Below are 13,387 nucleotides of genomic sequence, written 5' to 3' on the forward strand. Positions count from 1 at the left end.
TAAATGACGCTAATAAATAATGTTTTGATTCTTCGTAATTTTTGCTTAATTAGTTCTATACTAAATTATAACCAGTTTAACAATTTTACCAGTGAATTAAGTAAAGAAGAATTAGCGTTCTCCTTCCCGGAAACGTCATAGAGGATAGCAAAATGAATACGCATGATTTCCTAACCAGCTACACCAAACGTTTTGTTGATAACAAGGAAGAAGAATTAAGCTTAAGTGATTACTTGGAGCTGTGTCGCCAAGATCCTTCAACTTATGCTAATCCTGCAGAACGATTATTAATGGCTATTGGTGAGCCAGAAGTAATCGATACGCGCCATGATCCTGTTTTATCACGTATTTTTTCTAATAAAATAATTCACCGATATCCTGTCTTTAAAGAATTTTTTGGTATGGAAGAGCCTATTGAACAGATAGTCGGTTTTCTTAAGCATGCTGCCCAAGGGCTGGAAGAGACTAAGCAAGTACTTTATTTACTTGGACCAGTTGGCGGCGGAAAATCTTCTTTAGCTGAAAAATTAAAAGATTTAATGCAAAAAGTACCTTTTTACGCCATTAAGGGTTCACCTGTTTTTGACTCACCCTTATCTTTATTTAATCCTGAAGAAGATGCTGAACTCTTAGAAGAGCGCTTTGGTATTCCGAGACGCTATTTACGCTATATAATGTCACCTTGGGCAGTAAAACGGTTACATGAATATAATGGCGATATTAGTCAGTTTAAAGTTATCAAGATTAAACCTTCTCGCTTAAAGCAAATTGCTATTGCTAAGACTGAGCCAGGCGATGATAACAATCAAGATATATCTGCTTTAGTAGGAAAAGTTGATATTCGCAAGCTAGAAGAATTTTCCCAAGATGACCCCGATGCTTATAGCTATTCTGGTGGGCTTTGCCGAGCGAATCGCGGCTTACTTGAATTTGTGGAAATGTTTAAAGCCCCTATTAAAGTACTGCATCCTTTACTTACAGCTACTCAAGAGGGTAATTACAACGCTACTGAAGGTTTATCTGGTATTCCCTTTGAGGGGATTATTCTTGCGCATTCAAATGAGTCTGAGTGGCAAGCTTTCCGCAATAATAAAAATAATGAAGCCTTTATCGACCGAATTAATATTGTAAAGGTACCTTATTGTTTACGTGTTTCTGAAGAGATAAAGATTTATCAGAAGTTGGTTGATAATAGCTCGTTAATTAATGCGCATTGTGCCCCAGGAACATTGGATATGCTGGCGCAATTTTCGGTATTAACTCGCTTAAAAGAGCCACAAAACTCTAGTATTTATTCAAAGATGCGAGTCTATAATGGCGAGAGCTTAAAAGATACAGATCCTAAAGCAAAATCTTATCAAGAGTATCGCGATTTTGCCGGTGTTGATGAAGGGATGAGTGGCATTTCTACTCGCTTCTCTTTCAAAATTTTATCCAAAGTATTTAACTTTGATCACAGCGAAGTAGCAGCTAACCCTGTGCATTTACTTTATGTGCTTGAAAGGCAAATTGAGCAAGAACAATTTCCACAAGAACAACATGAGAAATACTTAACATTTATTAAAGAATATTTATCACCTAAGTACGTTGATTTTATAGGTAAAGAGATTCAAACCGCCTATCTAGAATCTTATTCTGAATACGGTCAGAATATTTTTGATAGATACATTACCTATGCGGATTTTTGGATTCAAGATCAAGATTATCGCGATCCAGATACAGGCGAAATTTTTGATCGCAGCGCATTAAACACAGAGTTAGAAAAAATTGAAAAGCCTGCTGGTATCTCAAATCCAAAAGACTTTCGTAATGAAGTTGTCAATTTTGTACTTCGTGCTCGCGCTAATTACCATGGTAAAAACCCAATGTGGAATAGCTATGAAAAGCTCAAAACAGTAATTGAGAAAAAAATGTTTACCAATACAGAGGATTTATTACCGGTTATCTCTTTTAATGCGAAAGCATCTGAAGATGATAAAAAGAAACATGAAGAGTTTATTGCCCGTATGATAGAGAAAGGTTACACCCGTAAACAAGTACGATTACTATGTGAGTGGTATTTACGTGTACGTAAATCGCAATAATAAGTATAGCGTCAGGCCCTAAGTTTTAGCGTGTTTTGCTATATAAAGTTTAGGGGTGGCTCTATATAAGATCACTTGCAAGACAAGAATGGGTGAGGAGAGATACTGAGCTATGTCGCAATTTATCGACCGCAGAGAAAACGCTGGCAAAAAAAGCACTGTAAATAGGCAGCGCTTTTTAAGGCGTTATAAAAATCAGATTAAACGTGCTGTCTCAGATGCGGTAGGTAGACGAAGTATTACTGAAATTGATCAAGGTGAACAGATTAGCATCCCTGCCAGAGATATTTCAGAGCCTCATTTCCAAAGCGGTCAAGGCGGACAAATTGAACGTATTTTACCTGGTAATGATCAATTTATTGCAGGTGATCGAATAAAACGTCCAAACCAAGGTGGCCGAGGGTCAGGTGGAGGACAAGCTAGTAAAGATGGCGAAGGTGAGGATGACTTCGTTTTTCAATTATCAAGAGAAGAGTTTTTAGAATTATATTTTGAAGATTTAGAATTACCTGATTTAATTAAAAAAGATTTAGCAAAAATTAAAAATTACAAAATTGTTAGAGCTGGGGTCACAACGAGCGGAGTCCCGACTAATATTAATATTGTTCGGTCTATGCGCCAAGCGACAAGCCGCCGTATGGCCTTAGCTGCCCCTTATAAACGACAATTGCGCAAAGCTGAAGAGGAATTAGAACGTCTAGAAGCACAAAAAAATCCAGAGCGCTTAGAACTTTTACGTTTGCAAAGAGATATTGAGTTCTTCAAAAAGAAAATAAAGGCTGTTCCTTTTATCGACACTATTGATTTACGCTACAATAATCGGATTCGCATCCCTTCGCCCACAACACAGGCAGTGATGTTTTGTATTATGGACGTTTCTGGTTCAATGGATGAAGCCAAAAAGGATATTGCTAAGCGTTTTTTTATTCTTTTATATCTCTTTTTAACTAAAAATTATGAAAAAATCGACTTAGTATTCATTCGCCATCATACCTCAGCAAAAGAAGTCAGTGAGGAAGAGTTTTTCTATTCTCGTGAGACAGGGGGTACAGTCGTATCAAGCGCATTAGAGCTTTTAAGCACTATTATTGAGGCGCGATACCCAGCTGCCTCTTGGAATATTTATGTTGCTCAAGCTTCTGATGGTGACAATTGGAATGCTGACTCACCTTACTGCCAAGAATTGTTACAAGAAAAAATAATGCCTCTTTTGCAATATTTTGCCTATATTGAAATTATGCCTAGACACCATCAAAGTCTTTGGGAAGTCTACCAGCAGATTCGAGAAAATTATGCTAACTTTGCTATGGAGAATATTGACACTGTAGCCGATATTTACCCTGTGTTTCGCGAGCTGTTTAAAAGGAAAACAACAGTATGAGAAAGAAGAAGCCTTTATCAACTGGTGCTGATTGGACCTTTGAATTAATTCAAATCTATGATAGAGAAATTAGTCGGCTTGCTCGTGATTTTAAATTAGATACCTATCCCAATCAAATTGAAATTATTACTGCAGAACAAATGATGGATGCCTATGCTTCAGTGGGCATGCCTATTGGCTATCACCACTGGTCATTTGGAAAACACTTCGTAGGCGTGGAAAAAAGTTATCAACGTGGTGAGATGGGGCTTGCTTATGAATTAGTTATTAATTCTAACCCGTGCATTGCTTACTTAATGGAAGAAAATACCATGGCCATGCAAGCTTTGGTTATTGCGCATGCCTGCTATGGCCATAATTCCTTTTTTAAAAATAATTATCTTTTTAAAATGTGGACATCTGCAGATGCAATTATCGATTATTTAGTATTTGCTAGAAATTATATTAGTGAATGTGAAGAACGTTATGGTATTGATGAAGTAGAAAGTATCCTTGATGCTTGCCATGCTTTGATGAATTACGGCGTTGACCGCTATAAACATCCGCCCGCTTTGTCAATTCAAGAAGAAAAAATTCGCCAGCAAAATCGAGAAATTTATCTACAATCACAGGTTAATGAATTGTGGCGCACTATCCCACAGGCCAAGCAAACTAAGGCTTATAATGAAGCTAAACGCTTTCCGCCTGAACCTCAAGAAAATATTCTTTATTTTTTAGAGAAAAATGCGCCTCTATTACAACCTTGGCAGCGAGAGATTATTCGTATTGTGCGCAAAATTGCTCAATATTTTTATCCGCAAGGCCAGACTAAAGTGATGAATGAAGGATGGGCCTGTTTTTGGCACTACACCTTAATTAATTCACTTTATGATGAAGGCTTAATAGCTGATGAATTTATGTTAGAAATTTTACAAAATCACACTAATGTCATTAGGCAACCATCATTCAATAGCCCCTATTATAGTGGCATTAATCCTTACACATTAGGCTATCATATGATGCAAGACATTAAACGCATCTGTCAAAATCCTACTAAAGAAGACAAGCGCTGGTTTCCTTATTTAGCTAATACCGATTGGTTAACTAGCTTAGATACCGCTATGCGTAATTTTAAGGATGAAAGTTTTATTGCGCAGTACTTATCGCCTCATTTAATTCGAGAGTTAAAGCTTTTCCATGTTATTGATAATGATCAAAGCGCAGATATCGTCGTTAATGCTATTCATGATGAATTGGGGTACCAAGCAATTCGAGAGGCCTTGTCAAGGCAGTATAATTTAGGCTATTTAGAACCAGATATTCAAATTTATTCCGTTGATACGGAAGGCGATCGCTCTTTAAGCCTGCATCATATCCAACAGAATAATATTCCGCTAGCACCTACCACGCAAGAAGTACTAAAACACCTTTATACTTTATGGAAATTTCCTATTAAATTACAATCTGTTGATGCTGACGGCCAAATTACGGCTGAGTATCATTGTCCGCCCATCCCTATAGCTAACAAAGCACCTTAAAAAATAACCTTATAACTTCTAACAACAACATGCTGATTAAATATAGATCAGGATTTTTATTTCAAGTAAAATAGCCAATTTTTTATTTGAGGTGAAAAATGCCTGGTTTTTTTTCTACAAATGCTCCGCAGACGCTTACACAATGGTCTAATTATTATATTGACTGGTCACGTGTAGGTGGATTATTACGTCAAGGCACCCATCGTTATAGCTGGAATGAATTGATGCAACGCGGCATTATTTTAGCAAGCATCGGCGCTGGCGGTTATGCGGGTTATAATGCTGCTAATCAAAATTCTGCTTTTATGTCAGGTTTATATAGCATGGCTGGTTGTTTTACGGGATTTGTGGTTTCGCATCTAGTAGTTACTGCTCCATTAATTTACAAGCGCTATCAACTTAGCCAAGAGTGCATGGAAGCGCAAAAAGTGATTTTAAACGCTTTGCAGGATTTAAAAGATTATTTACCAAATAATGAAAATATCAATCAGTTAATTCCGGTTATTTCCACCCATGTTGACACAATTATGAACATGAATTTAAGCAAAGGCGAACGAGCAAATGCTTCTTTGACCTGGGGGAGGCGTCGTACTTTGCTAACTAATTTAGCTGAGAAACTTAAGCAAGATATAATTGAAGTAAACAACAGTAACGGTGATAGCTTAATTGACATGAAGAATTTTTGGTCGAAAGATACGGCTTTAATAGCTGAAGATCTTAAAAATTATAAGCCGAATCAAGTTGATAAAAATGAAATAGAAACCCCTAAGTTTTCCTAATTTTAGTAAATACTTGTTAATTTCTAGCTAAGAGCAAGAATTTAAATTCTTGCTCTTAGCTATCCATTTACTATTTACATCTTCAATAGACTTCTTTTTAAACTGCCCTCAACCGCCAGTCATTATAGAAAAAAATAGCTACATATGTTTCTATACTCCATTTACGCACCCGCTTTTTTAGTTTTTTTCCTCATTATCTTCAAAACTTAGCTAAAATTAAAACAATGCCCTCTGTCATGGCACGATTAATGAATGCTTTATTAATAATTCTGCTTAGTTTTTAAGCTTAAATAAATTAATATGGGGGATTATGGAGTATGGATATTCGTAATTCCGCTACAACTGTTCATGCACTTTTTGAAATGCAAGCTGATTTAAATCCAGCTAATTTAGCTGTCGTTTATAATGAGCAATCATTAACTTATGACGAGTTTAATAAAAAAGCCAATCAACTGGCCCATTATTTACAACAGTTAGGCGTTAAGCCAGAAACGCCTGTAGGCCTAGGTATGGAGCGTTCTGTAGAGCTTTTACTTAGTATGTTTGCTATCTTAAAGGCAGGTGGAGGCTATATTCCTTTTGAGCCAACTCACCCCCAAGAACGTCTAGTTGATACCTTAAATAGTAATAACATACCTTTGCTTTTAATTACCCCTGACTTAAAAGAAAAATTTCGCGATTATCAAGGTAAGATGATTATTATTGATTTTGCAGCATTAATTAATTATCCCACAACTAATTTAAGTCCTACTAGTGAAAGTATAAATTTGGCTTATATTATTTATACGTCAGGCTCAACAGGGAAGCCTAAAGGTGTCTTAATTGAACATAGAAGCGTGGTTAATTTTTGCCTATGGTTTAAGGAATTTTGCCATTGCAAGCCCGGACAACGGATTGACTTTTCTTCAAGCCAAGCGTTTGATATGGCTATTGCCAATACTCTTATTCCGCTTATGCTTGGCATGACTATTGTTATCTGTAACGATAATACTAAAAAAAGTCCATATTATTACTTAGAATTTATTAAAACTAATAAAATTAACATTATTAAGCTAACTCCAAGTTATTTCCGTATATTACTTTATGAAGTGCAAAGTAATTTTGTTGAGTTACCAAATCTTAGTCTCATTGTTTTAGGCGGCGAAATTTTGCATACACTTGAATGTTCTTCTTGGCTTACCTTCTATCCGCATCATAAATTAATAAATGAATATGGGCCAACTGAAGCAACGGTCGCCGTTTCTGCATTTAAAGTCAGTAATTCTGGATTAAACTCCTTGCGCCCCGAGGTGCCTATTGGTAAACCGGGTAATCAGGCAGATTTTTATCTTCTAGATAAAGATTTAAACCCGGTGCCGGCAGGTAATACGGGAGAACTTTATATTGGTGGTAGCTGTTTAGCTCGCGGTTATTTTAACCAGCCACAAATGACTAATGAACGATTCATTAAAAACCCTTTTAAAGAAAATAATCGTCTATACAAAACAGGCGATTTATGCCGTCTTTTACCTGACGAAAATTATGAGATTTTAGGCCGTATAGATTTTCAAATTAAAATTCGTGGCTTTAGAATTGAATTAGGAGAAATTGAGCAAAAGCTTGCCAGCCATCCAGCTATTCAAGCTGCTGCAGTTATTGCGCGCAATAATCGCCTAAATGATAAACAGCTAATAGCCTATTATATCTTGAAAGATAAGCAAATAAATCCAGGTATTTCTCAACTCAAACAGTATTTAAAAAGGTATCTAACCGACTATATGATTCCACATGCTTTTATTGCGGTAGATAATTTTCCCTTAAACGCTAATGGAAAGCTAGATAGAGAAGCATTACCACTACCTAAACTTGAAACCAATCAAAATTACTTAGCTCCCGCCAACGAACTTGAGCAAGCTTTAACTGAAATCTGGTCGGAAGAATTTAATTTAAATGTCATAAGTACTCATGATAACTTTTTTGAATTAGGCGGACATTCGCTTATTGGGGCTCGTATTCTTACCAAAATTAACCAAATGTTAGATAAGAGCTTAACCATTAAAGAATTATATCAAGCGCCTACTATTGCGGAATTAGCTATATTACTTAATAAAGTAGAAACTAAGAAACATAAAGATTATGCTACAAATTCTCTTATTACCACTAAACTTATTCCTTTAAGTAATTTTCAGTTATTACTGTGGCTCTCTAATACATTTGAACCTAAAGCAAAAAAGTTAAATATCGTTTCACGTAAACGCTTACAAGGTCCTTTTAAGCAAGAAGCATTCAATTATGCTTTATCCATGTTATTAAAAAAAAATGAGGTGCTTGCCTATCATATTTATAAATTTAAGCCTGGCCAATATATACAGCAGCAATTAGCCATTACACCGGAAGAAATTGACTTAAAAAATTTAGACACAGAGCAAACTGAAGTAGTTTTAACTGATTCAATGAACGAACTTTTAAATTATCATGCTTGGCTCAATAAAAAACCTTTAATAAGAATAAAAATCTTTTATCTAAAGAATAATTGTGTCGAATTACAAGTTTGCTTGCCTCATCTTATATCAGATGGTACTTCAGCAATTATATTCTGGTCTGAGCTATCTAAATACTACCTGACATATCCTAAATTAATCTCGGATAAAGCCAGTTATGATAAATCTTATCGACACTATTTAGAAGAAGAGCTCCTATTAGAGGCTTATTCAGCTAAAGATCATTACTTTTGGCTAAATTATTTAAAAAATGCAAGCTTTATTAGTTTTCCCTCGCAATATGTAATCAATAATATGGCTAAAGCTAAAATTCCTTATTCTACTTACATAGAATTACCTAAGAAAGCTATAAATAATGTAATTCACTTTTGTACTTATTATCATTTTGGCTTAAATGAAGCCCTTTGCGCCATTTTAGCAAAAGCTTTAGCAAAAGTTTGTCAAACAACAAAAGAAACCATTTTTATTAATATCGTTAAATCAGCCCGCGAAAATCCATTATATGATAAAACGCTTGGCTGTTTTTTAAAACTCGAGCCCATTAAGCTAACATTAAATCAAAAGTCAACGCTTCTTCAGTTAGCACAAGATATTCAAAAGACTGTTATTAATACAGCGCCCTACCAGCATTGCCCAGGCTTACTTAAGCTTGCTTGTATTAATTTTAAAGCTATGCAATACAGTCGCCTAACTTACTTTTTAACTAAAATAGCTATGTCTTTTTACGCTAAGTTATTGCCTTCACTGCGATTAAATCCAAAACTATTAAGTTTGGTGGCCAATTTAGCTGCCATAAAAAACCATCGTAAATTTATAATTAATTTAAATGTATTAGATAACCTTTTTTCCAAGCCGAAAAACATGAAAAATACATTATTCTTTGGTTTAAAAAATAAGCGAGTTAAGCCCTTACAATATGACTTATTAACTATTGATTATTTTCTAGATATTTGTTTTTTAACTGGCGATAATGATATTCCTTATTTGGTTATTTCTGCAAATTTAGAACCTGAATTTCGTAATTTACTGGGTAAAGAAATAATTAAAATTATGCAAAGTGAGCCATTCAAAATACCCAAAATAATCAAAAATGATATTCTATAGCGCTATTAGTTAATTATATTAAATTAAGTTAATGATTTTTTTGTAAGCTTCTGAGCAATGAACATAATACTTTCTAAGTTTAATCCGACTTGCTTATCGTAAAGCTGTTTTTTTATCTCTATCCATCGTGACTCTAGACGAATAGATTCAAGTAGATCATGGCCCAACCAAGTTAGCCGAATTAGATGAAAACCATGCGGTGAGCCGCCAGGCGTTTTATGAATTTTTCCTTCAAGAATCCCTGCTTCTTTTAATATTTCCAAATGATAAGAAATTTCATTATGTGCCACTGTGGGAAAAACATCTAAATTTAGAAGGGCACTAGGTTCTAATTCTTCTACTTTCAGAAGAATTAATCTAATTATATCCCAATTACGTTTCATAGTTATCTTTAGTCAATAAATAGTAGTTATAGTATAAAACACTGACAGATAGAATGAATAAAAGATTTGCTTTAAATTTCTCAATAAACTTTAGAATTAGCTAGCAAATAATTATTTGCTAGCTAGAGAATGACTTTGTCTAAATAGAGCCATGCTGTGGATTATATCGTTGTTGTACTGTGGCTTTCTTTAGTTGTTTTTACTTCAAGCGAGTCAGGGTCAGAAGAACTAGTAGTGTCGTGTCCGCTAAATAGGCCTAGATTATGGATAGGGTTACTTTGTATTGATGACCCGTCTGCTGCCTCACTTCCAATACTGAAAGCATCTGCAGTATCTACATCAGCTGGCATAGATTGAGAAGCTGGAGTAACTAAAGAACTTGAATTTGGATTAGCGTCGTCTGACACCGTCTCATCGGCATTCTCAACACCTAACCCTGAAAGGGCCGTTATTATTGAATTAGAAATTTGATTGGCCTGTCTTCGGCTAAGCTCTGCTTGTAAATCTTGATTAGCTGCTATGATTGCTTCTTGTACTAAATTTGGTTTAGTAGTACCTGAGCGTGCACAACGAATATTTGGATTTATAAGTGTCTTAGCTGCCTGTTGTACAATACTTTCTGTTGACGAAAAAAGAACTTTTTTAACTGGACGCGGAGAAAAAATTTCTTCAATAAAATTATCATGCAAGCAAGTTGGGAAAGTTGTCGCACTTGAATGGCCTAAATTAACATCTGAAGCGAAAATCACAGCGTCCACAGAATCATAATCTATCTTCTTTATTAATTGACTAAAATTTTTTTGCAGCATCTCTTTTATTTCATCAAAATCACCGCTTAATAAATCTGCTTTTGAAATATCATTTTTCCAAGCTTGTTGTCCTATTTTAGGGCTTACAGTCCTAGCGCCTAAAGAACCATGGGCACAAACTACAATTAAAACGTTATTTTCTAATACATATACGGTATCTATTTTCATTTTAAAACCTACCAATACTACTGGCTTTTAGCCTATAAAGCTAAATACGTTTGTATAATTTTATTAGTCAAGGAATTTTTATTATAAGCTTTATTTCTTAAGTAAATATTAGTTGAATAGTTATACTTTGAAGAGTTGTTTAAAATAAGCGTTAAGTTGTTTAATTTATTAAAATATTTTCTGCTCAAATTAGGTTTGAAATTCTTAAATTAAAGATTTTTTGCAACTTATTGTCACTAAATAATAACGCAAATTACCTACTAAAAGTATTTTTAACGGTATGCTGCTTTTTTCCCTTTTCCCTAAGTAAATTTTCATCTTTATCTGGACTTTCGTCTTTATCTATATCGGCAATCTTTCTTTTCGAATCCATTTTTTCTCCTTTATCGGTATCTACAGTAGTATTAGATACACTTTTTATTCCTTGACCAACTGTATTTTCTGGAGAAATTGATTTATTTCTTTGAGGAGAGTTAAAGCTATTACCTTTAAAAATAGAAAAATTTTTAGTTAAAGGAGGAGCACGTTCTATCTCTTTCTTAACAGAATGACTTTGCTTAAAATAACCTTTTATATTTAGCAATAAATTAAAGGAATTAATGACTTCGCCATTTTCTATTTCTTTACTTTTTGCATCAGCCACAACCTTATTAGTGGAAGAAAAAAGAATCTTTTTCACCTTACAAGCTGCAAATTGCTCTTGAATAAAGCTATTTAGTAAAAATTTAGGATAAATTTGTTCACCTGGTAATCCCAAATTAACATCACATGCAAAGATTACTTCCTCAATACCCTCATTATCAACTCTACTTTTAATTAATTTAAATTGCTCTGTTAACCACCTCTGTATATCCATATGAAATTTCTCTAATGCTTTTGATTTTTGCCAGTTAATACCATCTCGTAAATCAACATTATGGCTAAATCTTTCAACAAACTCCGATTTATAAAGATCTATGTCTAATTTAGATTTAAAGAACAGCTTCATGCTCATAACATTACCACTATCCCTATTGTCCGCGCCATGGCTTCCAACTAATAGTAAAGTTTTATCGGATTTTGCATAACTGAATTTTAATGTAATATCCACTTAAGTCTCATTTGAAAAAATTATTAAAATACTTTAGATGACAGCCTCATTATTAAAATAAAGTTTATCTTTCCCAATTTAATAAATTCTTAAATCTCTACAATAAGTATAATAATTATACTTTTTATTTAATTTACAGTCAATTGTCTAGTTTTTGGATATTTTTATCCTGGCATCTATATTGCATTGTGTTAATGCTCTAGGAAGAGCAGTCACTAAAAATGGATTAACTAAGGAGAGGCTATGTTGAAGCAACGGTTTTGTAGCCGTATTCAGCTGGTTTTACTATTACAAATTCTTTTTTCTTTACCGTTATTTGCCGCTCAAGAGGGTGCCCCACAAATTGCTGAAGAAGAAGTACAGCGTTTTTCACAAACACTTTATCAGATAAAGCAAAATTATGTGAAACCAGTTAATGATTCTGCCCTATTTGATAATGCTATTCGTGGCATGTTAAATGGACTTGATCCACATTCTGCTTATTTAGATGAAAATGACTTTAAAGAATTAGAATTAAATACGCGGGGAAACTTTGCAGGTATAGGAATAGAAATTACTCAGGAAGAAGGTTTATTAAAAGTTGTAACCCCTTTAGTTGATACGCCAGCCTATAAAGTGGGTATTAAGGCAGGTGACTATATTGTTAAGCTTGGCTCAAAAACGGCGCAGGGTTTAAGTTTAACGGAAGCCGTGAATATAATGCGCGGTGAAGAAGGGACTAAAATTGAACTTATTATCTTACGCAAAGGTGTTAATAAGCCATTAACTTTCGTAGTAACTCGTCAAAAGATTCAAATACAAAGTGTACAAAGTAAATTAATAGATGGGCAATTTGGCTATATCCGTCTCTCGCAATTTCAAGAGTTAACCGGCAAAGACATGCATGCAGCAATTACGAAATTAAAAGACCAAACCCACAATAAACTTAAAGGCTTAGTACTTGATTTACGTAATAATCCTGGGGGATTACTAGATAGCGCCGTGGAAGTTGCTGATGCATTTATTGATAATAAGAAAGGTGATAAAGGCGTTATCGTTTACACTAAAGGTAGATTACCTGATAGTAAGTTTACAGCCTTAGCAACGCCTGGGGATATTTTAGATAAAGCCCCTCTAATTGTTCTTATTAATAAAGGCTCAGCTTCAGCGTCAGAAATTGTAGCAGGTGCATTAAAAGATCATAAACGCGCTATTATTGTTGGCACAAAAAGTTTTGGTAAAGGTTCTGTACAAACCGTCTTACCTTTAGATGATAAGCATGCTATTAAATTAACTACAGCGCTTTATTATACACCTGCTGGGACTTCTATTCAGGCAAAAGGGATAATACCTGATATTCAAATTGAAGAAATTGCTATACCTAAAACAGCTCTGCAGAAAAAGGCACTAAGTTTCAACGAACTTAATTTAAGTAAGCACTTAAAAAATGAAAAAAGTAACTTACCAGAACAGGCACAATCTGCTGCTGATCTTGCAAAATTACTTTATGATGATTTTCAACTCTACTCTGCGTTTACAATATTAAGGAGTATGAGTCTAACGAGTTAATTAAATAACTAAACAGGATTTACGAAAAACCTTAAAGCAAAAAA

9 protein-coding genes are annotated in these 13,387 nt (G+C 34.4%); 6 read left to right on the forward strand and 3 right to left on the reverse strand.

The window, feature by feature from the left end; translation table 11 throughout:
- The first annotated feature begins 152 nt into the window (after positions 1 to 152).
- From ACNVED_RS14125 to ACNVED_RS14145, 5 genes are all read left to right on the forward strand, one after another.
- The gene (locus ACNVED_RS14125; protein WP_419419619.1) at positions 153 to 2,084 is read left to right on the forward strand and encodes a PrkA family serine protein kinase; all 1,932 of its coding nucleotides are present in this window, start codon (positions 153 to 155) and stop codon (positions 2,082 to 2,084) included.
- A gap of 112 nt (positions 2,085 to 2,196) precedes the next feature.
- Positions 2,197 to 3,465, forward strand: a complete 1,269-nt coding sequence (locus ACNVED_RS14130) for a YeaH/YhbH family protein (RefSeq protein WP_419419620.1) — start codon at positions 2,197 to 2,199, stop codon at positions 3,463 to 3,465.
- Entirely contained in the window at positions 3,462 to 4,982 is a 1,521-nt protein-coding gene (locus ACNVED_RS14135) for a SpoVR family protein (protein ID WP_419419621.1), read from the forward strand. Before ACNVED_RS14130 ends, ACNVED_RS14135 begins: the two co-directional genes overlap by 4 nt.
- A gap of 98 nt (positions 4,983 to 5,080) precedes the next feature.
- The gene (locus ACNVED_RS14140; protein ID WP_419419622.1) at positions 5,081 to 5,761 is read left to right on the forward strand and encodes a hypothetical protein; all 681 of its coding nucleotides are present in this window, start codon (positions 5,081 to 5,083) and stop codon (positions 5,759 to 5,761) included.
- A 317-nt stretch (positions 5,762 to 6,078) separates the two neighbouring features.
- A complete protein-coding gene (locus ACNVED_RS14145; protein WP_419419623.1) occupies positions 6,079 to 9,345 on the forward strand; it encodes an amino acid adenylation domain-containing protein in 3,267 nt (1,088 codons plus the stop codon).
- Positions 9,346 to 9,368: 23 nt separating this feature from the next.
- Here ACNVED_RS14145 and ACNVED_RS14150 read toward each other — a convergent pair whose 3' ends face one another.
- The 3 genes from ACNVED_RS14150 to ACNVED_RS14160 all read right to left on the reverse strand — a co-directional run bounded on the left by ACNVED_RS14150 (position 9,369) and on the right by ACNVED_RS14160 (position 11,795).
- Positions 9,369 to 9,728, reverse strand: coding sequence for a DUF2513 domain-containing protein (locus ACNVED_RS14150; RefSeq protein WP_419419624.1), 360 nt, complete (start codon positions 9,726 to 9,728; stop codon positions 9,369 to 9,371).
- A gap of 161 nt (positions 9,729 to 9,889) precedes the next feature.
- Positions 9,890 to 10,705: a hypothetical protein gene (locus ACNVED_RS14155; protein ID WP_419419625.1), complete on the reverse strand. Its 816-nt coding sequence runs from the start codon at positions 10,703 to 10,705 to the stop codon at positions 9,890 to 9,892.
- A gap of 253 nt (positions 10,706 to 10,958) precedes the next feature.
- Entirely contained in the window at positions 10,959 to 11,795 is an 837-nt protein-coding gene (locus ACNVED_RS14160) for a hypothetical protein (protein WP_419419626.1), read from the reverse strand.
- A gap of 243 nt (positions 11,796 to 12,038) precedes the next feature.
- Here ACNVED_RS14160 and ACNVED_RS14165 point away from each other — a divergent pair, with 243 nt between their 5' ends.
- Complete coding sequence (locus tag ACNVED_RS14165) at positions 12,039 to 13,343, forward strand: S41 family peptidase (RefSeq protein WP_419419627.1); 1,305 nt, start codon at positions 12,039 to 12,041, stop codon at positions 13,341 to 13,343.
- Positions 13,344 to 13,387: the final 44 nt, after the last annotated feature.

Origin of the sequence: Legionella sp. D16C41 (assembly GCF_048541585.1) — a bacterium.
GTDB lineage: Bacteria > Pseudomonadota > Gammaproteobacteria > Legionellales > Legionellaceae > Legionella_C.